Origin of the sequence: Streptomyces sp. NPDC004658 (assembly GCF_040609555.1) — a bacterium.
GTDB lineage: Bacteria > Actinomycetota > Actinomycetes > Streptomycetales > Streptomycetaceae > Streptomyces.
The window spans coordinates 1-26367 of record NZ_JBEXKG010000021.1; the positions used below are offsets into that span (position 1 = coordinate 1).

Annotated in this window: 22 protein-coding genes and 3 pseudogenes; 14 read left to right on the plus strand and 11 right to left on the minus strand. The window is 69.4% G+C overall.

Going from position 1 to position 26367, the window contains the following annotated elements:
• Positions 1-360: 360 nt before the first annotated feature.
• The 9 genes from ABZV94_RS10645 (at position 361) to pqqE (ending at position 9869) form a co-directional block, all read left to right on the plus strand.
• Entirely contained in the window at positions 361-672 is a 312-nt protein-coding gene (locus ABZV94_RS10645; RefSeq protein WP_356339414.1) for a hypothetical protein, read from the plus strand.
• A gap of 509 nt (positions 673-1181) precedes the next feature.
• On the plus strand, positions 1182-2543 hold the full coding sequence (locus ABZV94_RS10650) for a LytTR family transcriptional regulator DNA-binding domain-containing protein (protein WP_356339416.1): 1362 nt from the start codon (positions 1182-1184) through the stop codon (positions 2541-2543).
• Between the two features lie 41 nt (positions 2544-2584).
• On the plus strand, positions 2585-4825 hold the full coding sequence (gene katG / locus ABZV94_RS10655) for a catalase/peroxidase HPI (RefSeq protein WP_356339418.1): 2241 nt from the start codon (positions 2585-2587) through the stop codon (positions 4823-4825).
• A 273-nt stretch (positions 4826-5098) separates the two neighbouring features.
• Positions 5099-5563 (plus strand): MSMEG_3727 family PQQ-associated protein, encoded by a 465-nt coding sequence (locus tag ABZV94_RS10660; RefSeq protein ID WP_356339420.1) that lies wholly within the window; start codon positions 5099-5101, stop codon positions 5561-5563.
• A 22-nt stretch (positions 5564-5585) separates the two neighbouring features.
• The gene (locus tag ABZV94_RS10665) at positions 5586-7295 is read left to right on the plus strand and encodes a PQQ-dependent dehydrogenase, methanol/ethanol family (RefSeq protein ID WP_356339422.1); all 1710 of its coding nucleotides are present in this window, start codon (positions 5586-5588) and stop codon (positions 7293-7295) included.
• 47 nt (positions 7296-7342) lie between these two features.
• On the plus strand, positions 7343-7438 hold the full coding sequence (gene pqqA / locus ABZV94_RS10670; RefSeq protein ID WP_356339425.1) for a pyrroloquinoline quinone precursor peptide PqqA: 96 nt from the start codon (positions 7343-7345) through the stop codon (positions 7436-7438).
• Between the two features lie 301 nt (positions 7439-7739).
• Positions 7740-8438: a pyrroloquinoline-quinone synthase PqqC gene (gene pqqC / locus ABZV94_RS10675; protein ID WP_356339428.1), complete on the plus strand. Its 699-nt coding sequence runs from the start codon at positions 7740-7742 to the stop codon at positions 8436-8438.
• A gap of 5 nt (positions 8439-8443) precedes the next feature.
• Positions 8444-8773: a pyrroloquinoline quinone biosynthesis peptide chaperone PqqD gene (pqqD, locus tag ABZV94_RS10680; protein ID WP_356339431.1), complete on the plus strand. Its 330-nt coding sequence runs from the start codon at positions 8444-8446 to the stop codon at positions 8771-8773.
• Positions 8766-9869 (plus strand): pyrroloquinoline quinone biosynthesis protein PqqE, encoded by a 1104-nt coding sequence (gene pqqE, locus ABZV94_RS10685; protein ID WP_356339433.1) that lies wholly within the window; start codon positions 8766-8768, stop codon positions 9867-9869. The genes pqqD and pqqE overlap by 8 nt, the downstream gene beginning before the upstream one ends.
• Before the next feature lie 102 nt (positions 9870-9971).
• Here the strand turns inward: pqqE and ABZV94_RS10690 are convergent, their stop codons facing one another.
• The 3 genes and pseudogenes from ABZV94_RS10690 to ABZV94_RS10700 form a co-directional block, all read right to left on the minus strand.
• Positions 9972-10481, minus strand: a complete 510-nt coding sequence (locus tag ABZV94_RS10690) for a manganese efflux pump (protein WP_356339434.1) — start codon at positions 10479-10481, stop codon at positions 9972-9974.
• A 262-nt stretch (positions 10482-10743) separates the two neighbouring features.
• Positions 10744-10998, minus strand: a pseudogene (locus ABZV94_RS10695) (cytochrome P450); the annotation flags it as partial.
• Positions 10999-11065: 67 nt separating this feature from the next.
• The gene (locus tag ABZV94_RS10700; protein WP_356339436.1) at positions 11066-11437 is read right to left on the minus strand and encodes a CHAT domain-containing protein; all 372 of its coding nucleotides are present in this window, start codon (positions 11435-11437) and stop codon (positions 11066-11068) included.
• Between the two features lie 621 nt (positions 11438-12058).
• Here ABZV94_RS10700 and ABZV94_RS10705 point away from each other — a divergent pair.
• Complete coding sequence (locus ABZV94_RS10705; RefSeq protein ID WP_356339439.1) at positions 12059-12229, plus strand: hydrophobic protein; 171 nt, start codon at positions 12059-12061, stop codon at positions 12227-12229.
• A 677-nt stretch (positions 12230-12906) separates the two neighbouring features.
• On the opposite strand, the gene ABZV94_RS10710 is transcribed toward ABZV94_RS10705, so the two are convergent.
• The 3 genes and pseudogenes from ABZV94_RS10710 to ABZV94_RS10720 all read right to left on the minus strand — a co-directional run bounded on the left by ABZV94_RS10710 (position 12907) and on the right by ABZV94_RS10720 (position 15717).
• A complete protein-coding gene (locus ABZV94_RS10710; protein ID WP_356339440.1) occupies positions 12907-14217 on the minus strand; it encodes an SUKH-4 family immunity protein in 1311 nt (436 codons plus the stop codon).
• A 377-nt stretch (positions 14218-14594) separates the two neighbouring features.
• Positions 14595-15065, minus strand: a pseudogene (locus tag ABZV94_RS10715) (transposase); the annotation flags it as partial.
• 64 nt (positions 15066-15129) lie between these two features.
• Positions 15130-15717: an NAD(P)H-dependent oxidoreductase gene (locus ABZV94_RS10720; protein WP_356339442.1), complete on the minus strand. Its 588-nt coding sequence runs from the start codon at positions 15715-15717 to the stop codon at positions 15130-15132.
• Between the two features lie 87 nt (positions 15718-15804).
• Here ABZV94_RS10720 and ABZV94_RS10725 point away from each other — a divergent pair, with 87 nt between their 5' ends.
• The gene (locus ABZV94_RS10725) at positions 15805-16293 is read left to right on the plus strand and encodes a MarR family transcriptional regulator (RefSeq protein WP_356339444.1); all 489 of its coding nucleotides are present in this window, start codon (positions 15805-15807) and stop codon (positions 16291-16293) included.
• Positions 16294-16403: 110 nt separating this feature from the next.
• Positions 16404-17348 (plus strand): annotated as a pseudogene (locus ABZV94_RS10730) (IS481 family transposase).
• Here ABZV94_RS10730 and ABZV94_RS10735 read toward each other — a convergent pair.
• A complete protein-coding gene (locus ABZV94_RS10735) occupies positions 17345-18775 on the minus strand; it encodes an endo-1,4-beta-xylanase (RefSeq protein ID WP_356339446.1) in 1431 nt (476 codons plus the stop codon). The pseudogene ABZV94_RS10730 and the gene ABZV94_RS10735 sit on opposite strands and share 4 nt — an antisense overlap.
• Positions 18776-19901: 1126 nt before the next feature.
• Between ABZV94_RS10735 and ABZV94_RS10740 the strand changes: the two genes are divergently transcribed.
• Positions 19902-21329: a non-reducing end alpha-L-arabinofuranosidase family hydrolase gene (locus ABZV94_RS10740; RefSeq protein ID WP_356339449.1), complete on the plus strand. Its 1428-nt coding sequence runs from the start codon at positions 19902-19904 to the stop codon at positions 21327-21329.
• A 251-nt stretch (positions 21330-21580) separates the two neighbouring features.
• Here the strand turns inward: ABZV94_RS10740 and ABZV94_RS10745 are convergent, their stop codons facing one another.
• From ABZV94_RS10745 to ABZV94_RS10755, 3 genes are all read right to left on the minus strand, one after another.
• Positions 21581-22099 carry a DUF2231 domain-containing protein gene (locus ABZV94_RS10745; protein ID WP_356339451.1) on the minus strand — a complete coding sequence of 173 codons (519 nt, stop codon included), beginning with the start codon at positions 22097-22099 and terminating at the stop codon, positions 21581-21583.
• Positions 22100-22913: 814 nt separating this feature from the next.
• On the minus strand, positions 22914-24077 hold the full coding sequence (locus tag ABZV94_RS10750) for a S53 family peptidase (RefSeq protein WP_356339530.1): 1164 nt from the start codon (positions 24075-24077) through the stop codon (positions 22914-22916).
• Between the two features lie 224 nt (positions 24078-24301).
• Complete coding sequence (locus ABZV94_RS10755; protein WP_356339452.1) at positions 24302-24598, minus strand: hypothetical protein; 297 nt, start codon at positions 24596-24598, stop codon at positions 24302-24304.
• A 53-nt stretch (positions 24599-24651) separates the two neighbouring features.
• Between ABZV94_RS10755 and ABZV94_RS10760 the strand changes: the two genes are divergently transcribed.
• Positions 24652-25017 (plus strand): IS5 family transposase, encoded by a 366-nt coding sequence (locus ABZV94_RS10760; RefSeq protein ID WP_356339454.1) that lies wholly within the window; start codon positions 24652-24654, stop codon positions 25015-25017.
• 41 nt (positions 25018-25058) lie between these two features.
• Here ABZV94_RS10760 and ABZV94_RS10765 read toward each other — a convergent pair whose 3' ends face one another.
• On the minus strand, positions 25059-26294 hold the full coding sequence (locus tag ABZV94_RS10765) for an IS110 family transposase (RefSeq protein WP_356339456.1): 1236 nt from the start codon (positions 26292-26294) through the stop codon (positions 25059-25061).
• Positions 26295-26367: the final 73 nt, after the last annotated feature.

Below are 26367 nucleotides of genomic sequence, written 5' to 3' on the forward strand. Positions count from 1 at the left end.
GGCACCTCGCACAGGCCGGGGACGGGGACGGCGGGCGCCAAGCGGCCGACGAGCCCCCGGCCTGACGGGCCGGCTGGCGGCGGAACTACGGGCGATCGCCGGCCAGGTTGCGGCGGTGCGCACGGTCGAACTCCTGTTGGACGAGGGGCGGATCTGGCGGTCGGGAAGGCCTGGCGGCGGCTGGCCGGCGCGGGGCTGCCGAGTCAGGCACGCCACCGCTCAGCGACCAACAGCTCCCACCTCACTCCGGCCGCCCGCCCGGAACGCGCCGCTGCGTTCTGCTGGGAACTCGCCGAAGCGGCCGCCACCCTGCCGCTGCCGCTGCCGCTGCCGCTGCCGCTGCCGCTGCGGTGCACCGGCGTGGTCCGTTTCGAGCGACCCACCTCGGTACTGGCCTGGGCACTGGACCTCGACTGCGCGCTCGCCGGGTTGCACCGCCAGGCGTGGGACGCGGTGGCCTCCGACAGTCCGCCCGGGACCCTCACCCCCTTACACGCACCTGGGCGCCGGAGCCCGCACATCACCCTCGGCCGGACCCGACGGGCCGGTGCTTTCGCCGACCGGAGGGTTCCTGAGCTGCTGCCGGCGCCGCCGCTGTCGCTCCGGCTCACCACCCTGCGCAGCCATGACACCCGGACCGGCGCCCTGGAAGTGCTGGTGCCCCGCTCCTGAGCGCACCCGTCGTTGCAGTCGACGGACGCTGGCGGGGGACAGGTGTCCGGGCGTGGTCAGATGCCGGCGGACCTCCAGGCCGTGCAGGACGGCCTCCGTGAACCACTTCTGCCGGTCCTCTTCGGGACGCTGCGACTTCTCCGCCTGCCGCTGACCGCGGCTGCGCCGCATCCGGTTCGCCGGCGCCCGGGAGGCGGACCGAGTGCCGCGAGCCGCGCGCCTCGCCCGCGGGATGCTGACCACGGCGGGCCGGGAAGCGGCATCAAGCGCACGCGCCTGGGCAGGGACGTGCGCAGGCCGGCAACGGTACCTAGGCTGGAGAGCGCAGGTCTGGGACACAGCCTGGAACGAGTGACGAAGCAGGAAGACGCGCGACGCAGGGCCCGGTCCGCCGCAGCCAGGCCGCGACGGGCGGCGACCGGCGGGGGTGGGCGCGCCGTCGAGGGTCGGGGATGGGCCGAGGGTGGTTCTGAGCCATGAGCGATGTACATCAGCTCGAACGCAGCTCCGTGAACCTGGACGGCGGCACCGTCCTCGCGGCGTGGGAACGGTTCGTGCAGGGCGAGGAACAGGACCCGGATGTCCGGCCCCTGGTGGCGGTCTCCTGGCATCGCTGCCGAGAGCAGTACCGGGTCGATCCTCACCTCACAGAGGCTCCGGTGGCCGTCGCGGAGCTCGACCATACGCCGGAGCGCGATGTCGTACTCGCCGAGCTGGGATTTCGTGCTGCCTCCCTGGCACATGAAGTGGGCAGTCTCGGTGGCGTCGTCACTGTCACCGACGCCACTGGCCGGATCCTGGCCGAGTGGGGTGACCAAGCCACGCTCGCCAGAGCCGGTGACCCCAATCTGGCGCCCTGGTTCTGCTGGTCCGAGTGCGCGGTCGGCACGAACGGCATAGGCACGGCGCTTGAGGCGCACGGTCCGGTGACGATCAGGGGTGCGGAGCACTGGTGCCGGGTGCTCCACGACTGGGTCGGCGCGGGCATCGCGGTGCGCGACGTGGTGACCAGAGAACCGATCGCGGTCCTGAACGTCTGCTGCTGGCGCAGCCGGCTTCCCGCGTCGACGGAAAGCTGGCTGGCGAACGCGGCCACCATGACTCAGTGCCCTCTGAAGAGGCGCGCCCGGGACAGCGGTGCCGAGTTGGTCGCGGCCTACAGCCGGGCCAGAGCACAGCCCAGTGCGGCACTCGCAGCGGTCGACACCGCGGGCAGGGTGGTGATCGCGGACGACATGGCAAGCGCGGTCCTGGGCGTTCCGGCATGCACCCCGGCGGTCGACCCCACGCTGCGATGGAACCCCGGGTTGCCCGAACTGATCACTGCCGCACGGTATGCCACTGGGCAGGCGATCAACGATCCCGACTGGGTCGGCTCGACACAGATCTTCGCCCATCTCGCCGACGAACCGACACCGATCAGCATCCGGCCCGTCTTCTCGTCCGGGCGTCTGATCGGGAACCTGGTCTCCTTCGGTGCCACCGACGGGGCGCAGCTGCCCCAGGAGGAGCGGGTCGTGCACCCTCGGGCGCGGCCGCGCCGACTGGTCGCGATGCGGGACCACCGGATGGTGCTGCTGCGGCTGCCGGAAGTCTCCTTCGCCGAGTCGCACGGGAACGACGTCTGGCTCTCCACCGACCAGGGGCGATTGCGAGCCACCTCACCGAGTCTGGACAAACTCGAAGGTGAGCTGGCGGGTGTCGGCTTCCTGCGGGTTCACCGCCGGTACGTGGTCAATCTCAGCCGCGTCAGGGAGATAGAGCGCGGGCTCAAGGGCGAGCTGTCCTTGGTCATGGATGACCGGGCGGACGCCATGGTGCCGGTTTCCCGGCGGCACGCGCCGGCCGTGCGTCATGCGCTGGGCATCTGAGTGCTCCCGGCCCGGCTTCTGTTCCCGGAAGGAGGAGTCCCGTGTCTGACAGTCCGGACGTCGTTGACGGCGAGACGAACGCTGGGGGCGCGGGCGGCCTCGGCCTCTCTGCCCCTGCCGGGCACCGCGGCCACGCGACGGGGGGCGCGCGCAACCGCGACTGGTGGCCGGACCAGCTCAACCTGGGGATTCTCCGGAAACATCCCGCAATGGCCGACCCCATGGGCGAGGACTTCGACTATGGCGCGGAGTTCCGCACGCTCGACCTCGACGCCCTGGCGCGGGACGTCGACGAGGTGCTCACGACGTCGCAGGAGTGGTGGCCGGCCGACTTCGGCCACTACGGGCCGCTCGTGATCCGGATGGTGTGGCACAGCGCGGGTACGTACCGTGTCCACGACGGCCGTGGCGGTGCCGGTGCCGGCATGCAGCGATTCGCGCCGCTGAACAGCTGGCCGGACAACCGCAACCTCGACAAGGCGCGCCGGCTGCTCTGGCCGGTGAAGAAGAAGTACGGCCGCAAGATCTCCTGGGCCGACCTGATGATCTTCGCGGGCAACCGCGCCCTGGAGACGATGGGCCTCACGACCTTCGGCTTCGCCGGCGGCCGGGCCGACGTCTGGGCGCCCGACGAGGACGTCTACTGGGGTCCCGAGCACGCCTGGCTCGGCGACGAACGTCACGGCGGCGTCCGGGAGCTGGAGCGCCCTCTGGCCGCGGACCAGATGGGCCTCATCTACGTCAACCCGGAGGGCCCGAACACCGTCCCGGACCCGCTCACCGCGGCCCGGGACATTCGTGAGACGTTCCGGCGCATGGGGATGAACGACGAGGAGACCGTCGCGCTGATCGCGGGCGGTCACACGTTCGGCAAGACCCACGGCGCGGCCGACCCGGCCACCTGCCTCGGCCCCGAACCCGAGGGAGCACCCCTGGAGGAGCAGGGATTGGGCTGGAAGAGCAGCTATGGCACCGGAAAGGGCAGGGACGCCGTCTCCAGCGGGCTTGAGGGTACGTGGACACCTACCCCGACGAGATGGGACAACAGCTTCTTCGAGACCCTGTTCGGCTACGAGTGGGACCTGGAGCTGAGTCCTGCCGGTCTGTGGCAGTGGATCCCGAGAGACGGCGCCGGGGCCGGCACCGTGCCGGACGCCCACGATCCGTCGGCGACACACGCCCCGACGATCCTGACGACGGACCTCGCGCTCCGGTCGGACCCCGTCTACGAGACGATCTCGCGACGATTCCTGGAGAACCCCGACCAGCTCGCGGACGCGTTCGCCCGGGTCTGGTTCAAGCTGACACACCTCGACATGGGCCCGATCCAGCGCTACCTCGGACCGTGGGTCCCCCGGGAGACGCTGCTCTGGCAGGACCCGGTCCCGGCCGTGGACCACGTGCTCGTCGAGGCGGCGGACATCGCCGCGCTCAAGGGCCAGGTCCTCGCCTCCGGGCTGTCCGTCTCCCAGCTCGTCTCGACCGCGTGGGCGTCGGCCTCGACGTTCCGCGTCAGTGACAAGCGGGGCGGGGCGACCGGCGCGCGTATCCGTCTGGATCCGCAGCGCAGCTGGGAGGTCAACGACCCCGAGACACTGGCAGGAGTGCTGCGCACGCTGGAGGAGATCCAGGAGTCGTTCAACAGTTCCCAGACGGGGAACAAGAGGATCTCGCTGGCCGACCTCATCGTGCTCGGCGGAGCCGCCGCCGTCGAGCAGGCCGCCAGGACCGCCGGCCACGACGTCCGGGTCCCCTTCAGTGCGGGACGCACGGACGCCACGCGGGAGTGGACCGACGTGGAATCCTTCGCCGCGCTCGAACCGACCGCGGACGGGTTCCGCAACTACCGTGGCAAGGACAACCGGCTGCCGTCGGAGCACCTGCTGGTCGACCGTGCGAACCTGCTGGACCTGACGGTGCCCGAGATGACCGTCCTCGTGGGTGGCCTGCGGGTGCTGGGCGCCAACCACCGGCAGTCGCCGCTGGGTGTCTTCACCTCGACGCCCGGGTCGCTGACCAACGACTTCTTCGTGAACCTGCTCGACACGGGCACGGAATGGCAGCCGACATCCGCGCATGCGGAAACCTTCGAGGGGCGCGACCGCGCCACCGGCGAGGTCAAGTGGACCGGTAGCCGCGTCGACCTCGTCTTCGGCTCGAACTCCGAGCTGCGTGCCGTCGCGGAGGTCTACGCGAGCGACGACGCACGGGAAAAGTTCGTGCGCGACTTCGTCGCCGCGTGGGCCAAGGTCATGAACCTCGATCGGTACGACCTCGTTTGACCGACGCGGCGCGGTGCGGCTCGGCTGGTCTCAACGGTGGCACATCGGTTACGAATGGCGGGAAGTTGCGGACGAACGGCGCGATTCGGCCCGATCCAGGACGTACCTTGTCGGTGTGATCCGTCCGGCGTAGCGTGCTTCCTGACTGCAGATTTCACATTCTTCCGCTGTTATTCATTCAGCGTGGCGCGCTCCTCGAGTACCGATTACAGCCGGGCCCAGGCGACGCGAAGAAGGAAATACAGGGAATCGGATGAGGGGAGAGAAGCCCCGATGACGACGACCGCGCACGAGCGGGCCGACCTGCTGGACAAGCTCGGGTTGGCCGCACAGAACAAAGCAGCGCTGGGTCAAGTGCTGGGAACCGGAAGCATCGGGCAGGCGACCGAGGAACCGGACGGCCGCATGAAGGCCACCATTCGCATCCACCCGGACGAGCTGACCTGGGATCCTTCCATTCTGGTCATGCCCCACGGAGGCGATATCGAGTTGGAGCTCGTCAACGACGACAAGAACACGCACTGCGCACTTCTGCCGAGCAACGGCGACAGGAAGTTCATCTGGCTGGTGAACCATTCGCACGGGCATGCGCACCTCAACCTCGACGGTCCGGGCTACTACTGGTTCGGCTCGCCCACGGGCAATGACGAGGGCCGGGGGCTGACCGGGTCCATAGTGGTCCTGGGAGACGCTCCGCCGGAGGCCCGCCTCGACCGTCCCGAACAGCCGCGGCCGTAGGCAGAAGCAGGAGGTGGAGGAAATGACCGTCGACTACGCCGACTACGTCGACGCGGGTGAGGCCGTCGACCAGGGAACCCTCAACTACAAGACCCCGGGCGGAGACGTAGCGCCGCCGGTAGTGGCCGGTGTCGACTACGAGCGCATACTCAACGCCCGCCAGGAACCCCAGAACTGGCTCACCTACTACGGCGCCTACAACGGGCAACGCTACAGCCCGCTGGACCAGATCAACACGGACAACGTCAAGCGCATGGTCCCCGCCTGGGTCTTCCAGGCCGGCACGACCGGCCTGATCGCGGGCGCGTCGACCTACTCGTTCGAGGCCGCCCCGATCGTCGTCGACGGGGTCATGTTCCTCTCCGGCTGGGACGGCTGGGTCTGGGCCCTCGACGCAAAGACGGGCGTGGAGATCTGGCGGTACAAGCACGCGATCCCCTTCGACGTGTCCCTGTGCTGCGGGAACGTAAACCGCGGGGTCGCCGTGGCCCAGGGGAAGGTCTTCTTCGTCACGGCGAACGCTCGGGTGCTGGCGCTCGACGCCACCACCGGCAAGCGGGTCTGGGACAAGACCTACGGCGACGTCCGGGCCGGGGAGAGCGCCACGCTCGCCCCTCTCGTCGTGAAGAACATGGTCATCGTCGGAAGTTCCGGTGGCGAGTTCGGCGTACGCGGCCACCTCGACGCGTTCGATCTCGAAACCGGCGAGCACCAGTGGCGCTGCTACACGGTTCCCAAGCCCGGGGAGCCCGGCTCGGAGACCTGGCCCGCCGATGGCGAGGCCTGGGCACGGGGCGGGGCGAACTGCTGGATCACCGGCACCTTCGACCCGGAGACGAACCTGCTGTACGTGGGCACCGGCAACCCGGCGCCCGACTTCGACGGAGAGGTCCGCGAGGGCGACAACCTCTTCACCGACAGCATCATCGCCGTGGACGTGGACAGCGGTCAGATCCGCTGGCACTACCAGTGCACCCCGCACGACGTGTGGGACTACGACAGCATCGGCGAGTGCATCCTCTTCGAGCAGGACGGACGCAAACTGCTCGGGCACTTCGACAAGAACGGCTACTTCTTCGTCCTCGACCGCACGAACGGCGCGAGGGTCGGGATCACTCCCTTCGTCGACCGCATCACATGGGGGGCCATCACGAGGGACGGCCAGGTGACGGCCAAGGTGTACCCGGACAAGGAGGGAGAACCGGTCCACTTCTACCCCGGTCCGGCCGGTGCCAAGGAATGGACCCATGCGGCCTACAGTCCGAAGACCGGTCTCTTCTACGTCCCGGTCCAGGACACCGGTGCCACGGCCACCCGGCGGCGGCGGGAGTTCAAGGAGAGCATTCCCTACTGGGGTGCGGGCGTTCAGGTGGACATCGGGGACATGGCGGGGTCCATCAGCGCGTTCGACACCGCCGGCGAGGAGAAGTGGCGCTGGCGCAACGACCTCCCGATGTGCGCTTCGACGCTGGCCACCGGCGGTGACCTGGTGTTCGCCGGTGAGCCCTCCGGGGAGTTCAACGCACTCGACGCCCGCACCGGGGAGCTGCTGTGGCAGTTCCAGTGCGGAAGCGGCCACCACAGCAGCCCGACCACCTACATGGTCGACGGCAGGCAGTACGTGGCCGTGCCCGTCGGCTGGGGCGGATGGGCCGAGGGATTCCTCCCCGGCATGCTCGGCGCGGGGCACGGAAGCGCCCTGATCGTCTTCGCCCTTCCGGAACCGTCGTAGCGCGTGACCGGAGCCTGCCGTGATTCCGGCAGAGAGGAGGTGAATCCATGGAGCCCCAGCTCGCTGTGTGGGAGACGCCCGATTTCGACGAGGTCGCAGTCGCGGCCGAGGTGACCATGTACCTTGCCCGGTTGGAGGACTAGCGGATGTGGGGCGGCACCGGACCTGGTCCGGCGTCGCCCGAAGGTTCGGGAGGCCACGGACGGCCGGCACGACCACGAACTCGTGCGGCCCGGTCCGGCCGGCGAGACGTCGCGGAAGACGAGCCGCCTTCCATCGACGGTCCGGACGGAAGCCCGGCGCGGCTCCCTTCGCCGGGCGGGGGCGGACGCGCACACGAACAAACGCCGACCCGATCCTCCTGGAGGACACGCCCGAGCGGCGTTTCTTGCGGGAGCGGCATGGAAGCGGCCATGGACGGCCTTGAGGTCCAGGTGTAGAGCCGTGACGACGACAACCATCACAACCGGCGCCGACGGTTTCGTCGAGACGTTGCGGGCCCACTCGCGGCGATACCACGATCAGCACCCGTTCCACGTCCGGATGAACGCCGGCCGGCTGAGCCGTCGGCAGATCCAGGGCTGGGCGGCCAACCGCTTCTACTACCAGGAGAACATCCCCCGCAAGGACGCCGCGATCCTTTCCAACTGCCCCGACGTGGAGGTTCGTCGCCGCTGGATCCGACGGATCGTCGAGCACGACGGCACTGCCGCGGGCGAGGGCGGCATCGAGGCGTGGCTGCGCCTCGCCGAGGCCGCCGGGCTGACCCGTGAGGAGGTCCGGGACCACCGGCACCTGGTACCGGGGGTGCGGTTCGCCGTCGACGCCTACGTGAACTTCGCCCGGACCCGCCCATGGGTGGAGGCGGTGGCGTCCTCGCTCACGGAGCTGTTCGCGCCCGACCTGATGGCGGCGCGGCTCGCGGCGTTCGAGCGGTGGTACCCGTGGATCGCCCCCGAGGGCCTTGCGTACTTCCGCACCCGCCTGGAGCAGGCCCCCAACGACTGCGAGCACGCCCTGGAGGTGGTCACCGCGCATTGCCTCTCCGCCGAGTCCCAGGCGCGCGCCGTCGACGCGCTGTCGTTCAAGTGCGATGTCCTGTGGAGCCTCATGGACGCCATCGACCAGGCCTACCCGGAGTGACCACCATGGACCCGACCCGTACCGGAACCACCCACAGCAGCAGCACGACCCGGCCCGGCGCCGGGGTGTCCGGCCTGGACCGGCCCCGGTTGGCGGCGCATGTCCGGCTCACCTTCTGCCGGACCAGGCAGCGCAAGGTTCTGCTGCACCCCGAGACGGTCGTGGTTCTGAACGGCAGCGGCGCGGCCATCCTGGAGCTGTGCGACGGGCGGCACACCGTGGCCGAGATCGTGGGCGAACTGGGCGCGCGCTATCAGACCGTCCCCGAGGACGACGTCCGGCAGTTCCTGGCCCGGCTCGTCGCCCGGCGCTGGGTGGAGCTCACCGATGGATAGCCCCTTCGGGCTGCTCGCCGAGCTGACCTACCGCTGCCCGCTGGCCTGCCCCTACTGCTCCAACCCGCTGAACCTGGCCGGCTACCAGGACGAGCTGACCACCGACGAGTGGCTGCGGGTGCTGACCGAGGCCGAGGACCTGGGAGTCTTGCAGTGCCACCTGTCCGGCGGGGAACCGCTGCTGCGGCGCGACCTCGTGGAACTCGTGACGCACGCCCATGCGCTCGGCCTCTACACCAACCTCATCACCAGCGCGCTCGGGTTCTCGCGTCCGAGGGCCGAGCAGTTGCGGGCCGCCGGTTTGGACCACGTACAGATCAGCATCCAGGCTGACGAACCGACCGTGTCCGACCGGATCGCCGGGATCCCGTCCTTCCGGCGCAAGATCGAGGCGATGGGTGTGGTCAAGGAGCTGGGCTGGCCGCTCACGGTGAACGTGGTGCTGCACCGGCAGAACATCGACCGCGTCGCCGACGTGCTCGCTCTGGCCGAGGAGGTGGGCGCGGACCGGGTGGAGCTGGCCAACACCCAGTACTACGGCTGGGCCTGGCGAAACCGTGCCGCGCTGCTGCCGAGCCGGGCCCAGCTCGAAGCGGCCGAGGCCGTCGTACGGGCCGCCAACGAGCGGTTGCGCGACCATATGGACATCATCTATGTCATCCCGGACTACTACAGCCGCTATCCGAAGCCATGCATGGGCGGTTGGGCCTCCCGGCAGCTGACCGTGACGCCGAACGGCGACGTCCTGCCCTGCCCGGCCGCCCAGTCCCTGCCGTTGCCGCGGGCCAGTGTGCGGGAGGACCCGCTGGAGCGGATCTGGGCCGAGGCCCCCGTGATGACCGCGTTCCGCGGGACCGACTGGATGCCGGAACCCTGCCGGAGCTGCCCCCGGCGGGAGGTGGACTTCGGCGGGTGCCGCTGCCAGGCGTTCCTGCTCACCGGCGACGCCGCCCGCACTGACCCGGTCTGTTACCTGTCGCCCGACCACGACCTGGTCGCCCGGGCGGTCGAGGCCGCCAACGCCGACTCGCGGGACGACGACCTTCCGTTGGTCCCCCGACCGCACCGACCGGGTCTGCCACCTGTCGCCCGGTAGCGACCTGGTAGCCGGGGCGGCGAGGCCGTCCACGCTGACTCGCGGGTCTGCGGTCTTCCGCTGTCCTCGGCTCGGGGGCCGGCCCGCGAGCCGAGGAGCGGGTCAGTCGCCGAACCACAAGGGCAGCGTCGCGGCGGCGATGATCAGGACGACTCCGCTCATCAGGTCCGAGCGGATCCGGATGAGACGCGCCGCGGCCCGCCCGAGTTGCAGCCCGACCAGCGACAACACTGCCGTCATACCGCCGAAGACGGCGGCCGAGAACCACGGTGAGAACCCGAGAACCCCCAGGCTCGCCCCGGCGAGCAAGTTGTCCAGGCTCAGCGTCAACGGGATGCCGAACAACGCCCACGGGTGGTCCAACTCGTCGGGCTCGGGGTTCCGTAGGGACGAGATGACGAGGTAGAGACCGTACCCGCCGAGCGCGGCCGCGCCCACCACACCGGCGACGTCCCCGACGGACTCCCCGATCCGGTGACCGATCAATATCCCGACCAGGGGCATGATCGCGTCCCACAGCCCGAAGGTGAGCGCCACCTGCACCGCGCGCTTCAAACCGAACGGGACCGTGCCGAGCGCGATCGATACTCGGAGATTGTCGAGACTGAGCACGAAACCCAGGCCAATTGTTTCCCAGATCATGGCGACGCGGCTGCCCGATGACGACCGGTGTCGACGGAAACGACTCTGCCGGGACCAACATTCCCCATAATGCTAAAGAATATCTCAGACGGTGCGCGAAATAAACCCGGAAAAGCCGATGTCCGGATGATTTCCACTGAGCGCCAATGCCATCCCACACGCTAATGGTGCCGTCCTTGCCGGCAGCGCAGCAGGCCGCGGCGCGACCTTGCCGCTGGCTTCGGCTGCCGCGTCAATCACCACCTTGCTCGACGTCCAGATGGATCGGCCCCCGGAGAATGGGGCTGGGTCGGTACGGCGGCGGATCGGCGACCAGCCTGGGGCGGTCGAGTCGGCGCACCGTCTCGGTCAGCGCGATCCGGGTTTCCCGCCGGGCCGGCGCGGCACCGAAACAGGAATGGCTGCCGCTGCCGAAGCCCAGGTGCTGGTTGTCACGCCGATCCGGGTCGAAGCGGTCGGGATCGCGGAAACGCTTCGGATCGCGGCTGGCATGGCGGCCCGCTTGATCGACCAGTCGCGCGGTACGAGCATCGGCGTGCCTGCGCGGCACCTGATCAATCGCCGACTGCGCCGTCAGCCGCACCGAGACGACAGACGAAGGCGCCCCGGCTGAGTACAGGGTCACCGGCAACGTGCCGTTCGCGTCGCACGGTGGGCAGGGCTTCGGCCGGTCCGTGACCTTGGTCGAGCAGCCGGCAGGTGATTACGCCGCCCCCTGTGTCGCACGCGGACAGCACCACCAGCTCCGTCGCGGCCAGGTCGAGACCAGTCACGTCGGCCACCGTGAGCAGACCCCTCTCCGCCGCCGGTCCCGGATCACCGTGTTCAAGCCCTGTTGACTCGAGGTCGCTCGGCGGAGTGCCTCCCCGTATGACCGGCTCGTGATCGCTGTTCGGTGGGCCTTTGATGGAGGAGCGTGTGATCATCTGTTCCGGATGCTGGGGGGCTGAGCAGACAGTGGTCGAACGACGGGGCCTGGTTGCCCAGCCGTTGATTGACCGGCTTCGTCGATGTCGCCAACTGGGCTGCCGGCAAGGGTTACAACGTCTCGGCGCGGAACTCCGGTGGACCACACGTCACCGCGACAGCGGAGCGGGCCAAGTGAACAACGACCGAACTGTGCGCGCTGCCGCACGACGTGGACCCCGCTTCCGGTCCCTGATCGACACGTCCGCCGACGTATCACTCATCCGCCAGACCGACGGCTGCACCAGCAGCGCCTACGACCGGGGCCTGGCCTTCACCAAGGACGAGAGCCTGACGACAAAGGTCTTGAAAGCCGTGTCGGACGCCTGGCGGCGACGCTCCGGGTACCCAGAAGGGGCCCGGTCACCGACCACGCCGTCCGGAAGTCTCGGGAGTCGAGTAGGGACCACGGACCGCCGTCGGCGGCGAGGTGTTGGTGTTGCGGTGCGTGGGGAGCGGAGCTGGGGGCACCATGCATGACGCGGGGCCCGCATATGCCCCGTACTTTGTGAAAGTAACTCACATTTTGTGTGCATGTCAGTGCGGGGTAAGGGCACCTGGTGGCCAGGAGGTTGATAGCGATGGTTCCCCTGCTTCTGGTTCTTCTGCTGGCTCTGATCCTCTTCGGTGCGGGTTTCGCGCTGAAGGCACTGTGGTGGGTCGCGGTGATCGTGCTGGTCGTGTGGCTGCTGGGCTTCGTCGTCCGTACGGCGGACAGCGGCGGCCGCAAGGGCCGCTGGTACCGCTGGTAGACGGCGGACACACCCGGCGCGGAGAACGCGCACGCACGAGAGGTGAGTGGGGCCCGGCCGGATACGGCCGGGCCCCACTCGCGCACGAAGACTCGCCGCGAGGGTGGTTGGGGAGGGATCCGGGCGTATCGGGCGCATCGCAGGGTACGTGAGTCATGCACCGGCCTCGCGGACCCAGCAGTGGAACCCTGCTCCTCCTGTCCGTGGGGCCGGTGCACGCCGCGCCGACCGTGTCGTCCCCGCGTCAGAACCCCGGACAGCGACTCGTCACAGGTCTGGGGGGGGGCATGACCGCCAAGCCCAGCTTCGGAGCCACCGTACTCCGTCGTCGGGCCGGGCCGGAGCGTGGTCCGCCGGCGCCGACCTGGTCGTCCCTTGAAATCGCGCCTGTGCCACCCGGTTCGCGTGGACAGGCCGTCGGCGTGTGTGAGCAGGCGCGTACGGGCGGCGGCCGGATTCGCTCGGACGGTTCGGGACGGTGTAGGACGCCATGCGGTAGTACTGCTCAAGAGGAAGGCGGGCGGCATCGCCCTGGTCGCCACCTATCTGTTCTGACGGCGCTTCTAGGCCCCGCTGTGCGCCGGCTGCCTGTCCTCGTACGTGCTCTCGGCCGTTTCCGTGGGGACCACGAGCAGAGGAGGGCAGACTGCGTCACCCGGTCACCCGGCCGCGCCGGCTCAGTAGCCGTCCACTCCCAGCTCCGTGATGCCGGCGTAGAGCCAGCTCCACACCCGGCCCGTCGCAGTGTCCTGGTCGGACAGGTCCGGGGCCAGTTCGGCCAGCTCGGTCAGGAACAGCTCGCTCACGTCTTCCTGGCCGCCCTCCACCGGGTACGGATGCCAGCAGGCGTTGCGGTAGCGGTCGACGGCCTCCAGGGCACGGGTGAAGACGTCGAGGCTTGGGGCGAGCGGCACCAGTACCTCGTCGGTACGGCGGGTCAGGCGGCTGCGGATGTGCACCGTGCCGTCGTGGCGGTGGAGGTACAGCTCGCCGTACTCGGTGGCGCCGAAGGCGATCAGGTCGGCTGCGGCCACCCCATCAGGCAGGCTCTCTTGCGGCAGGGCATCCTTCGCCGGTGGGCGCATGGCGTCAAGCGGGTGGGTCTCGTACTGAGCGCCGTGGCACACCCACCAGGCGGGCAGACCGACGTCCCGCAGATACCGCCTGCTGCCCGCGTGGATGAGCCCCTCGGGCAGGTCGCTCTCGGCCATGCGCACCACGTGCCGCGCGCCGCCGAAGGCGTCGTCGACCCGGGCCGCGGTGAGCGGGCCCGTCGGCCGCCACACGGCGGGGACCGGTCCCGGCGGTGGTTCCTCCGCCGACGAAGAGTCGAGGCCCGCGTCGCGCGGCCAGTCCCGCAGCACGCCGGCGTCCGTTTCCACGACCGCTATGCCGTGCACGCTCTCGACGAGATGTCGGGTCCGGCCGCCGTCCGTCGCGAAGGCCACGGCGCCCTCCCACTCCTGCGGGAGGAACAGGTCCAGGTCGTACAGCGCGGGTGCCTCGGCGGCCCCCGTCGCGGTCGGCGCGTCGGTCAGCGCCGACTCGTCCACGCCCGTCACGCGGTGGCCGGTCGCCGCGTCGAGCCAGAGGGGGCCACGCTGGTCCGTCACCTCGACGAGCTCCCGGTCTCCGTCCACGCACCGGCGTACCTGGAAGTAGTCGCCGTTCAGGCTCGGTTGGACCGGGAACCAGTAGGCCGGCCGCCACCACGTCCACACCGTCCGCCACGGCATGCCGGGACAGGACTCCGCGATCCGGGCGGCGTACGCGTCGTGACCGGTGGCCTTCGCCGCGAAGTGCAGCCAGGACGCGAACTCCGCAGGTGTCACCTCCGCTCCCCCGAAGATCGCCTCGGCCTGCAGGAAGACCTCACCCCCCACGCCACGGGCCCGGTCGTCGTGGGAGAGGTGGTCGCGCAGCGCTCCACGGTCGGCGGTCAACAGCCGTACGGGGTCTGCCAGTACGCCGTCAAGATCGTCACTCATGCGGCCATATTGCCAGCCGAGACTGACAGCCGGGCGCGCCCCCGTCCTCCAGCCCTTCCCGCGCGCTTCTGGCGGAGTTCCATGATGGCGCGGCGGCGGGCGGCGGTGGGTGCGGCACGATCCGGGCGCGGGTCGCCGCCGTGGTCACGATAGGGCGACTCGCTTCCCGGCTCCGATCGGGCCGCATCACGGCTGTCGCCGAGCCACTCGGCTAGCATCTGCGGCACATGCTCCAGGAAGAGCAGCAGGCTGAAGGAGGATCTTCCGCTGGCCGGGCCCGCGCGGGCCCCGACCCCGCGCCCGCTGTGCCCGGCGGCCGTGCGGTGCTGTGCCCGGAGGCCGCCCGTTGCCCGGCCCGGCCGTCCCGCCGTCCGCGCCCGCCGCCGCAGGCCCTGTCGAACCTCCCGTGATGAGTGCGCCTTGTTCGCGATGACCGTGTCGAGTCTTTGCCGGGGCCGCCCTGCGCCTGTCCGAGGCACCCGTACAGATTCCAGCACCGCTTTGAACACGGTGCAGTTGTTGACGTTTCCGGGGGTGAGGACGACAGCCACGTGCAGGGCCCGGCCGTCGCAGGCGAGGTGGACTTCGCTGGTCAGCCCGCCGCAGGAGCGGCCCAGCGCATGGTCGGCCGCCGAGCGTGCTGAACCTTCCAGCCCGCCGTTCGCGCCCGTCCCTATGTCCGGGCGTCGGCCGCGTGCTGGTGGGAACGGTTGATGGTGGAGTCCACCGACACCGTCCATTCCACCGCTCCGACGGAGTCGTCGCGTGCATAACACGCCGTTGATTACCTGCCGGTGATCGCGCCACGGACGGCCGGGTCCATCGCTAGCCGGCAGCAGGGGATTCAGCGCCTCCTATGCAGCGTCCGTCAGTTCGCCGCGTCCTGTCACGTGATCGGTCACGAACCGGGCCTCATGCAGCCGTGGTCGTCTGTGTCTTGGCCTGGCGCACCCCGCGCAGGGCGCTGGACCAGGCGATCACCTGGTCCAGCATGTTGTCCACGGCGGTGTCGAGGCCCTCCTGGGGGACGAAGGTGCCCGTGTGGAACGAGGGGTGTGTCGAGATGGTGGGCTGGGCGCGGACCGTGGCCACCTGGAGTTCGGCGAGGACGAGCCGCAGCGCCTCGGCGGCCCGCGCCCCGGCGGCCCAGCCGCCGTAGCTGATGATCCCGGCAGCCTTGTCGTTCCACTCCCGGTAGACGTAGTCCAGGGCGTTCTTCAGGGCTCCGGGGTAGGAGTGGTTGTACTCGGGGACGAGGAAGACGTAGCCGTCGAAGCTGTCGATGAGTGCGCCCCAGGCGCGGGTGTGGTCGTGCTGGTACTGCTGGAAGTTCGGGTTGCCGGGCTCGTCGAGGTTGCCCAGGTCGTGGTCGGCGAGGTCGATGAGTTCGTAGTCGGCGCCGCCGTGGGCACGGGCGGCCTCCAGTGCCCAGGCGGCGATCTGGTCGCCGCGGCGTCCGGGGCGGGTGCTTCCGAGGATGACTGCGATGCGAAGCGGCATGGCTTCCTTCCGGGAGAGTTGTCACGTCAACTCTAGATCTGGAGGAGTTGAAGTGACAACTCTGCTGGTCGCGGTATCCTCGGCGACATGACGGAGACTCGATCGCTGGAACCCGAGGAGTGGGAGTTCTGGGATACCTGGATGCGCGCGCAGCGCCTGCTCACCAGGGAGCTGGAGCGTGGTCTGCAGCATGACTGCGACATCTCGAAGGCCGAGTTCAGCGTGCTGGTGACGCTGTGGCGGGCCGCCGGCCGTGAGATGCGTGTCGGCGAGCTCTCCGAGTCGCTCGACTGGGACAAGAGCCGCGTCTCACATCAGCTGACGCGCATGGAAAAACGCGGCTTCGTCAAGCGCACCCAGTACGGGGCCGATGGCCGCCGCGCGGGAATCGGGCTGACCGCCGAGGGGCGCCGGGCCGCCCAGAGTGCCGTCCTCGTGCACGGCGGCAACATCCGCCGCCACTTCCTCGACTCACTGACCCCCGAGCAGGCATCAGTCATCCGGGCATGGAGCGAGCAAGCAGTCGATCGCCTGGAGCCGCGCCGCAGCGAGGCTGCCAGCGACTGCGCGTCCTAGATGTGCTGTCCCGGGTCGTTGGTGACACGCGTGCTGGGTGCTTGAACAGGTGAGGGCCTTCTGGGTTCGGTGTGGATGGCGACATCTACGCCTGACCGCAGGAGGCCCTCGTGTCCCACCGTCATGCCCCGCTGACCCCGACCGGGAGGCTGCGTCTGGCCCGGTGTGTCGTGGACGACGGCTGGCCGCCGCGCAGGGCCGCAAAACGCTTCCAGGTCAGCCACACCGCCGCCGCCCGCTGGGCCGGCCGCTACCGGCAGCAGGGCAAGGCCGGCATGCAGGACCGCTCCGGCCGCCCGCACCGCCAGCCGCACCGGACGGCGGCCTGGGTGGAGGAACGCGAGCACCGCATCGGCCCGTTGCGGCTGGCGGCCCGCACCGGCGTCGCCGCCTCCACCGCCCACCGGATCCCTGAACAGGTACGGCCTGCCCGCACTGGCCGCGCCGGATCGGGCCACCGGCGAGCCCGTCCGCCGCTACGAACGCGCCCGGCCCGGCGAACTGGTCCACATCGACGTCAAGAAACTCGGCCGCATACCTGGCGGCGGCGGCCACAAGGTCCTCGGCCGTGCGGCCGGCAGCCCGCACAAGGACCGCCGCAACGGGGCGGGATACGCCTGCCTGCACACCGCCCTGGACGACCGTTCCCGCCTGGCCCACACCGAAGACCTACCCGACGAAACCGCCGCCACCTGCGCCGGCTTCCTGCGACGGGCAACCGCCTGGTTCGCCCAGCAGGGCGTCCTCATCGAGCGGGTCCTGACCGACACGCCTGGGCCTGCACCAAGAACACCTGGCGCGACACCTGCCGCGACCTGGGCCTCGACCGCCGCTGGACCAGGCCCTGGCGGCCCCAGACCAACGGCAAGGTCGAACGCTTCCACCGCACCCTGCTCGAGGAAGGGGCCTACCACCGGCCCTACACCTCAGACGCCGAACGACAAGCAGCGTTTCCCGACTGGCTGCACTGGTACAACCACCACCGACTCCACGCCGGCATCAGCGGCCAACCACCAGCCAGCCGAGTCACCAACCTGTCCGAACGGCACACCTAGGTGCGGGTCCAGCGTTGGTTGCTGCCGTTGGAGCAGGAGTAGAGCTGGATCAGGGTGCCGTTTGCCGTGCCGGCCCCGACGGCGTCGAGGCAGAGGCCGGACTGGACGCCGACGATGGATCCGTCGGAGTTGAGGCGCCATTTCTGGTTGTCGCCACCCCAGCAGCTGTAGATCTGGACCTTGGAGCCGTTGCCCGTGCCGGCGGCGTCCAGGCATTTGTCGCCGTAGACCCTCAACTCGCCGGCGTCGGTGTACGTCCACTGCTGGTTGGTGCCGCTGTGGCAGTCCCACAGCTGGAGCTGGGTGCCGTCGGTGGTGCCGGCGCCGGGCACGTCCAGGCAACGGCCCGAACCGACGCCCTTGATCTGTCCGGAACCCGCGGGGGGCGTCGTGGAACCGCCGTTGAGCGCGTTGAGGACGGCGGTGTAGGCGGGCTTCTTGCTGCCGTCGCCGTTGAACAGCAGCGGCGTGTCCCCGGATCGCCAGGAGTCGGTGTCGCGCACGCCCCAGACGGTGATGCCGAGGCAGCGCGAGACGGCCAGGCAGTCGTTGGTCACGTTGGCGTAGGTCGTGGACGAGGCGCCCTGGATGTCGAGTTCGGTGATGGCCACGTCGACGCCGAGAGCGGCGAAGTTCTGCAGCGTGGTGCGGAAGTTGCTGTTGTAGGGGCTGCCGCTGTTGAAGTGCGACTGGAAGCCGACGCAGTCGATCGGCACGCCGCGCTGCTTGAAGTCGCGGACCATGTTGTACACGCCCTGGGTCTTGGCCCAGGTCCAGTTCTCGATGTTGTAGTCGTTGTAGCAGAGCTTGGCCGCCGGGTCGGCGGCGCGCGCGGTGCGGAAGGCGACCTCGATCCAGTCGTTGCCCGTGCGCTGCAGGTTGGAGTCGCGCCGGCCGCCCGAACCGTCGTCGGCGAAGGCCTCGTTCACGACGTCCCACTGGGCGATCTTGCCCTTGTAGTGGCCCATCACGCCGTTGATGTGGTCGATCATCGCCTGGCGCAGTGAGCTGCCGCTGAGGCTCTGCATCCAGCCGGGCTGCTGCGAGTGCCAGGCCAGAGTGTGACCGCGCACCTGCTTGCCGTTCTGCACCGCCCAGTTGTAGACGCGGTCAGCGGCGGTGAAGTTGAACTGGCCTCGCTGAGGTTCGGTGGCGTCGATCTTCATCTCGTTCTCGGCCGTCACCATGTTGAACTCGCGGCCCGCGATCGTCGTGTACGCCGAGTCGCCCAGCCTGCCCGAGGCGATCGCGGTGCCGAAGTAGCGGCCGCTCTGCGCCGCCGCGGCGCCGAGCGTGCTCTCGGCGGCGTGTGCGGTCGGCGGCGTGACCAGTGCGGTGACCATACCGAGGACGCCGACGACCAGCGTCAGCAGCAGGCCGCGGATCTTCCGGCGGACAACGGGTCTGGGAAGGGCGTAAGAGCCCATGACTGTGCCTCCGAGGTAGGAATCACGGATGGACTGAAGCGCAGGGGATTGCCGCGTCCGCTCCCATGCGGCAGACGGACGGGGCGGGCCGGAGCCCGGGCGGCACGGAATCACCGGACACCGCGGTCACAGGATCCGGACGATCCCGACCGGGACGGGCCGCACCCGGTCGGCCGTGGGGTGCCGTCCGGTCGACGGTGGTGTCTCGACACAGGCATGGGGTACTCCGTCGCGGCTCAGCCGGGGGGCCGTCACACAGCGTCGCGTATCTCTCCGACTGTGCGAAGAGCCAGGATGCGCTGGTGCGAACCTCACCGGAACGAAACGAGGTGGCACAGGTGCTGTGGAGCGCGGATCTGTCGTGCGGCTGGTCCTGGATTCGCCGTGTAGCACGGATCGCCCAGGCCGACATGGCTCGGGATTCCGAACCAAAGACCGTTTCCCAAACGGGATGATCGAGGTGGCGGCCATGGATCGTCAATGGTTCTCGCAGGAGTAATTTCCGATCGAGCTTCGAAAGTTTCGACACCAGGGTGGTCGGACGGTGAACCATCGGCACCGCCGACGGCGGATGCGGAAAGGACTGCGTCCGGGACCGGGAAAGATCGACGTATCAAGGATGGGGGAGGCAGGGCTGACCGAGTGTGGACATCGTCCGCACATCGGTCCGCTCTGGGTCAAGTGCCGTACGAGCCGATCATCTGAGCGTGGGACGTACGTCGTTCGGCGCGCGAGCGTACGAAGGATTCGATGTCGGCGTCGATACATGCGAGAGGTGTTGACGCCATTCACTGGTTCTCTATCATCGGGTTGCTCGACCCTTCGAATCTTGTTCGATATGGCGAACGCTTCGAGCCGCTTCATCGCACAACGGAGTAATTCCGGGTAACGCCGCCTGAATCAGAGCCGCAAGGAGCCGTAACGCATGCGAATGTCATGGCCCCGCCAATTACCTCTTACCGCCGTCTCCGGCCATGCCGGCCGGGCGCTCGGCGGTTCGGTCCGCGTCTCACCAGCGGTCCGCCGTGGTGCTCGCAGACAGCCGCACACCACACCACACCGACTGACCGACCGGCCTCTGACGAGGCCGACCGGCACCGCCCACTCCAGGTTGGGGAAGTGATCCATGCCCAGAGGCAGTTTCAGCCGCAGGCATCCGTCCGCGGTGCTCGCCGCCGTGGTCGCGGCCCTGGCCGCGTTGGCGGCGATGCTCGTCGCCGCCCCGGCTCAGGCGGCTTCCAGCGGCGCTTTGCGCGGCGTCGGTTCCGGCCGGTGTCTCGACGTGCCGGACGCCAGCCAGACCGACGGCACGTACCTGCAGATCTATGACTGCTGGGGCGGGACCAACCAGCAGTGGACGCTGACGGACAGCAACCAGCTCACCGTGTACGGCAACAAGTGCCTGGACGTTCCCGGCCACGCCACCGCGCCCGGTACCCGGGTGCAGATCTGGACCTGTTCCGGCGGGGCGAACCAGCAGTGGCGGGTGAACTCCGACGGCACGGTCGTCGGCGTGGAGTCCGGGCTGTGCCTGGAGGTCACGGGCGCCGGTACGGCCAACGGCACGGCGGTGCAGATCTGGACGTGCAACGGCGGCAGCAACCAGAAGTGGACCGGCCTGTCCGGGACCCCGGTCCCGCCGGGCGGCACGTGTTCCCTTCCGTCGACGTACCGATGGACGTCGACGGGTGTGCTGGCGCAGCCGGCGAACGGGTGGACCGCGGTGAAGGACTTCACCACGGTGACGTACAACGGCAAGCACCTGGTCTACGCGTCGAACGTCTCGGGGTCGTCGTACGGCTCGATGATGTTCGCTCCCTTCACGAACTGGTCGGACATGGCGTCGGCCGGTCAGACCGGCATGAGCCAGGCCGCGGTGGCACCCACCCTGTTCTACTTCGCGCCCAAGAACATCTGGGTGCTGGCGTACCAGTGGGGTGCCTGGCCCTTCATCTACCGCACGTCGAGCGACCCCACCAACCCCAACGGCTGGTCCGCTCCGCAGCCGCTGTTCACCGGCAGCATCTCAGGCTCCAGCACCGGCCCGATCGACCAGACCCTGATCGCCGACGGCCAGAACATGTACCTGTTCTTCGCCGGTGACAACGGCAAGATCTACCGGGCGAGCATGCCGATCGGGAACTTCCCGGGCAACTTCGGCTCGTCGTACACGACGGTCATGAGCGACACGCAGGCCAACCTCTTCGAGGCGCCGCAGGTCTACAAGGTGCAGGGCCAGAACCAGTACCTCATGATCGTCGAGGCGATGGGCGCGAACGGGCGCTACTTCCGCTCCTTCACCGCCTCCAGCCTGAGCGGCTCGTGGACCCCGCAGGCCGCCACCGAGAGCAACCCCTTCGCGGGCAAGGCCAACAGCGGTGCCACCTGGACCAACGACATCAGCCACGGTGACCTGGTCCGCAACAATCCCGACCAGACCATGACCATCGACCCCTGCAACCTGCAGTTCCTCTACCAGGGCAAGTCCCCCACCGCGAGCGGCGACTACAACCGGCTGCCGTGGCGGCCGGGTGTCCTCACCCTGCAGCGCTGAACCGGCTCGTACAACCCGTCGGCGGCCGACCCCATCCTGATGGGGCCGGCCGCCGGCTTCCGTGGCCGGACGAGTACGAGGTCCGCCGCAGCGCGGGCTGGTACCGGCACATCACCCTCGCCGTGCTCGCCGACGCCTTCCTCGCCGCCGACGAAGCCGCACAGCGGGGCTGCACGGAGACATCCGCTCGCCACAAGCGCCGGACGGGGAGTGCACACCTGCACCCGGCGCCCCGACGGTCGTGGCGCGGCTCACTCCGCTTCCTTGTCGCCGCCCGGCACAGTCGTGGAGAAGCCGTCGTGCCATGCGGCCTTGGCTCCCGAGTCGCCGATGCGGTAGACGTCCACGGCAGCTCCCACGGCTACGACAAGCGACAGAACCGCAACAGCAATACGCACCGGAGCTGCGGACTGTCGTATATCGGGTGAGGTGTTCGTTTCGGACGAGGCAGCGCGGCGGGTTGCCCACCAGACGAAGACCGCCAGGACGAACAGGCCCCCGACCCAGGGCAGCAGGCCGTCGCCGAGGGCGGCGTGCCGGCGCACCAGCGCGTCGCTGCCAACGTGCTCCTCAAGCCACTCCCCGGCCCCCGTGGTCAGCGGAACGCTCACGAGCGTGACCAGAGCCAGCAAAGGCAGCACGATGCCCATGCGCTGTGCCGCGCTCGGCCTGACCGCGCAGACCACAAGTGCCAGCGAAGTCAGGGGAACGAGCACGACGACGAAATGCACGAGCAGAATGTGCGCGGGCAGGCCGTTGATCAGGCCCATGGGAGTTCCTCCAGCAGGTTGGTCACACACGATGTGTCGAAGGCGCGCGCCAGCCTGGCACAGGAAGTTCTCAGCTTCTTCTGAGCGCACGAGTCAGCCGAGCCGTCGCCTCCTGCCCGTTCCTACGCCCCGGCGGTCTCACGGCGCCGCACGTTGGGCAGTTGAGTCCGCCGCACAGTACGCCACAGGCCGGCAGACTCGGCTGATCCAGCCGGCCGCCGGTGTCGTCACCCGCTCGGCCCGGTGCGAGAGGTGGGCCTGGCGGCGGGTGGCTTCGGCAGCGGCTCCCGCACCCGGCCGGGACGCCGGCCTTCCCGGCATCGCGCCGTGGTCGCCTCCCACCGGGTGCAGTCCCGGCCTGGCTGCCAGCCGTGACGTACGAGGCGGGCGTCGGGTTCGCCCCGGTCGCGCGCCGCCTGGGGCCCGCTCAGGGGCAGGGCATGCTCAAGTAGAGCGCTTGCTCGCCCTTGGAGGGGGTGCCGTCGTAGAGGGCCCAGTGATGATCTTGGTGTGCCTCATTTCGACCTGTCCAAGTTCAACGGCATGGCGGACTCCTCTTTGCGGACCAGCTTCGTGGTGGACGACACCGGCCTGACGACCAGCTGACCCGCATGAGCTGAGCACTCGATCCCGCACGCGGAAGCCGTCCGCGTGCGGGAGACGTCGTCACCAACCAGGTGCACGCTTGGGGCTGGCGCCGGCGTTGTCGCCGACTCCGGACCCGGTCGCGGAGGACCAGAAGCGCCGCGACAAGGCGGCGGTCCTGGTCCCCCGCATCCTACGAACTGCCGACCTGCTTGGCTCCTGTCGTCGTTCAGCCGGTGAAGGCGGCGGTGCCGTTGGGGACGCCGAGCCCGGTCGGGCCGTCGTAGCCGGTGGTGCCGGTGCACAGGTAGGAGCCGCCGCAGCTGCCGTTGGAGCCGCTGGTGACGTCGTACAGCGCCGAGGTGTGCGCGTACGGGAAGGACGCCGGGGAAGAGCCGGAGGACGGGGCGCCGCCCAGCGCGTAGGTCGCCGCGATCAGCGGGGCGGAGGCGCTGGTGCCGCCGAAGACCATCCAGCCGGTGGCCGATCGGTAGCTGTCGTAGACCGCGACGCCGGTGTTCGGGTCGGCGACCGCGGACACGTCCGCGACCGTGCGGTTGGCGCAGCCGGTGTCCTTCTGCCAGCTGGGCTTGGCGTCGTACTTGGCGCAGCCGGAGCCGGCGCCGCTCCACACGGTGTCGGTCCAGCCGCGCGTGTTCGAGGAGGTGGTCAGGGACGTACCGCCCACCGCTGTCACATACTTGCTCGCGGCCGGGTATTCCACGCCGTAGCCGTTGTCGCCGGAGGAGACGGTGATGGCGACGCCCGGGTGGTTGAAGTAGGTGGAGTCGTACGTCGCGTCGCTGGAGGACTCGGAGCCGCCGTAGCTGTTGGAGACGAACTTCGCGCCCAGTCGCACCGCGGTGTTCACGGCCGTGCCCAGGTTGGTCATGGTGGCCGAACTGGCCTCGACCAGCAGGATCTTGCAATTCGGGCAGGCCGCGCTGACCATGTCGAGGTCGAGGGAGATCTCCTCGGCCCAGCCGGAGTCGCCGCGCGGGTAGCTGGTGCTGCCGTTCTGGTCCACCTTCTTGAAGCAGCCGTTGGCGGTGGTGCAGGCGGGCAGGCCGTACTGGGAGCGGTAGACGGCGAGGTCGGCCTCGGCGTTCGGGTCGTCGTAGGCGTCGACGATCGCCACCGTCTGGCCCGAACCTGAGCTTGCCGACGGCAGGTTGTAGGCCGCCTGCAGCGAGGCGGGACCGTATCCGGAGGGAGCGGCTGCCGCGGTCAGTGCGCTCTCGGCGTGTGCCGATTTCGGGGTACCCGCGGTGACGTGCAGGGCGTTGCAGGCCATCTCGCCCTTTTTCGTCGGGGCGGCGCAGGCGTGGGCGACGGTGACGCCGTGGGACGGGGAGGTGGCGGCCTGGGCTGCCTGGCCGACGGGGGCGGCCATGGCCAGAGCGGCCGTGGCGAGCGTGGCCACGGCGGTGAGGGATACGGTTCTGCGCAACGTACATCCTCCGCAGGGTGGGTGAACCGGGAAGAGCTGTGGGGGGTGCGCGGCACGACCTCGGCGCGGGGCGTGCACCGGGGCCGCGTAGACCGTATGGATGTCGGGGTCACGACAACAAGGCGGCAATTGAAAACGGAACGTTCTTTTACCTTTCCTGGGGCCGTTCATGTGCCGTTGCTGGGGGAGTCGTGGCCGTAATTCGGCCCGACCGTGACTCGACGAACCGGGCAGCGCTTCACCCCGTGACCGACGGCGCTACGCGCACTCGCGGTCACAGCGGTGACTTGACAACAGCATGAGGAGGTGAGGGCTTGGTGGAGGGTTTCGCGGCAGTCGAGGACGGCGTTGACGCCGAGGATGGTGAGGGTGCGCATCACAGGTTCGCCGATGGCGGCCAGGCGCAGCCAGCCGTCGGCCTCGCTGAGGGCGTGGTGGGCGGTGGTGAAGATGTGGGAGTGCACCAACCTATGAGCCCAGGGAGCGTCTTTCCGGTCATCCGATCGTTGGACTGGCCGTGAGGGATGAGGAGATATCCGATGCCGCTTGGTCAGTGATCGAGCCGCTACTGCCTCCGGTGGGCCGTGCCCGGGGCAGGTGGCGGGATCGCCGCCAGGTGCTGGGAGGCATCGTGTTCCCGTTCCGTACCGGCGTGCCTTGGAGGGATCTGCCCGAGCGGTTCGGGCCCCGGCAGACGGTGCACGGACGGTTCGCCCGCTGGGCCGCCGACGGCACCTTCGACCGGCTTCTGGCCGCGGCCCGGGCGCGGGCCGAGGTGGACTGGCTGGTCCCGCTCGACTCCACGATCGTCAGGGCTCATCAGCACACTGCCCCCAAAGGGGGCTCGAGGAACGAGGACTGGGACGCTCCCGCGGCGGGTTGACCAGCAAGACATCTCATGTCGCTGAAGGTCAACTTCGGCGGTCAGGTGGCGAGTGCGACAGGCAGGGCAAAAGCCCGCTCGGAATCGTAGAGCGTGCGGTTCTGCAGGCAGTGATAGAGACAGCCGAGGAGCTTGTTGAACAGGTTCCGCAGGGCGGCGGTGTGTCGTTCGCCGCCGGCGCGTCGGCCGTCGTAGTGCTCCCGAGGTTCATGTGAGCGCAAGGCGGCGAAAGCCCACATATAGCCCGCGGAGGCCAGCCTCTGGTTCTTAACGGCCCTGGCGACCACGACACGGCTGCGGCCGGAGGCCCGGGTCACTGGAGCCGCGCCAGCGTATGCCTTCAAAGCCCGGGCATCGGCGAACCGCTCCCGGTCGTCACCGACCTCGGCCAGAACACGGGCTCCGGACATCACCGACAGCCCGGGGAAGCTGGTGATGATTTCCGAGTCGGGATGAGAGAGGAACTCTTCCTCGGTGGCTGCCGCGAGGTCGTCGACGCTCCGACAGGTGGCGTCGAGCTGCTGAAGGAGGGCCTGGGCTTGCCGGCCCATGGCCTGCTCGACCATCGGCAGCTGGTGCAGGCAGTCCCTGCGAAAGATCTCCCGGAGCCGTTCGACCTCGGCGTCGATCCCGCGCCGAAGCCGACCGGCGCGATTGAGCAGGCCACGCAGCTGGCTGCGGGTGAGCCGGGCCGCTGCTGCCGGATTGGGTGCCGCGGCCAGGACCGCGCGGGCGTGCTTGGAGTCGAGGCCCAGCGCGCCAGCGCCGTGGAACGCCTGGAGAGCGGCTGGGTAGTACTCGCGCAGGTGGGAGCGGAGTCTGTTGACCATCTGGGTCTTGTCCCAGACCGCGTCCTGATGAGCGCGGGCCAGGACGGCGACGGCCTGGACGAGTTCGCTGTCGGCGGGCAGCGGCCGGTGGGCGGACATGTCGGTGCGGAGGATGTTGGCCAGGACGCGGGCGTCGGCGGCGTCCGACTTGGCCCGGGCGACGCTGCTGCGGTCGCGGTAGCGTGCGGCGGCCAGCGGGTTGATCGCGTAGACCTTCCGCCCAGTGGCCTGCAAGCAGGCGACCAGCAGGCCGCGCGGAGTCTCGATGGCCACCGGTATGGGCGCCTCGGGACTGTCGCCGTGGCGGGCCAGCAGCTCCAGGAGTGCGTGGAAGCCGGCGCTGTCGTCGCTGATCCTCAGCTTGGCCAGTTGGGTTCCGTCCTGGTCGACCAGGGCGATGTCGTGGTGGTTCTCGGCCCAGTCGATGCCGCAGAAGACCTTGCTCAACCTCGTTCTCCCGTTTGCGCGTTGCGTCAGTGTGCTGGTCGGCTCCGTGCGGAGCACGCGGCGCTCTAATAGA

Coding starts and splice junctions, on each gene's coding strand:
- ABZV94_RS10720 (WP_356339442.1), bottom strand. CDS start 15,717: ATGCCGCTTCGCATCGCAGTCATCCTCGGAAGCACCCGCCCCGGACGC.
- ABZV94_RS10750 (WP_356339530.1), bottom strand. CDS start 24,077: ATGGCCGCCCCCGTCGGCCAGGCAGCCCAGGCCGCCACCTCCCCGTCC.
- ABZV94_RS10740 (WP_356339449.1), top strand. CDS start 19,902: ATGCCCAGAGGCAGTTTCAGCCGCAGGCATCCGTCCGCGGTGCTCGCC.
- ABZV94_RS10725 (WP_356339444.1), top strand. CDS start 15,805: ATGACGGAGACTCGATCGCTGGAACCCGAGGAGTGGGAGTTCTGGGAT.
- ABZV94_RS10705 (WP_356339439.1), top strand. CDS start 12,059: ATGGTTCCCCTGCTTCTGGTTCTTCTGCTGGCTCTGATCCTCTTCGGT.
- ABZV94_RS10660 (WP_356339420.1), top strand. CDS start 5,099: ATGACGACGACCGCGCACGAGCGGGCCGACCTGCTGGACAAGCTCGGG.
- ABZV94_RS10745 (WP_356339451.1), bottom strand. CDS start 22,099: ATGGGCCTGATCAACGGCCTGCCCGCGCACATTCTGCTCGTGCATTTC.
- pqqD (WP_356339431.1), top strand. CDS start 8,444: ATGGACCCGACCCGTACCGGAACCACCCACAGCAGCAGCACGACCCGG.
- pqqE (WP_356339433.1), top strand. CDS start 8,766: ATGGATAGCCCCTTCGGGCTGCTCGCCGAGCTGACCTACCGCTGCCCG.
- pqqA (WP_356339425.1), top strand. CDS start 7,343: ATGGAGCCCCAGCTCGCTGTGTGGGAGACGCCCGATTTCGACGAGGTC.
- ABZV94_RS10665 (WP_356339422.1), top strand. CDS start 5,586: ATGACCGTCGACTACGCCGACTACGTCGACGCGGGTGAGGCCGTCGAC.
- ABZV94_RS10710 (WP_356339440.1), bottom strand. CDS start 14,217: ATGAGTGACGATCTTGACGGCGTACTGGCAGACCCCGTACGGCTGTTG.
- ABZV94_RS10700 (WP_356339436.1), bottom strand. CDS start 11,437: ATGATCACACGCTCCTCCATCAAAGGCCCACCGAACAGCGATCACGAG.
- ABZV94_RS10735 (WP_356339446.1), bottom strand. CDS start 18,775: ATGGGCTCTTACGCCCTTCCCAGACCCGTTGTCCGCCGGAAGATCCGC.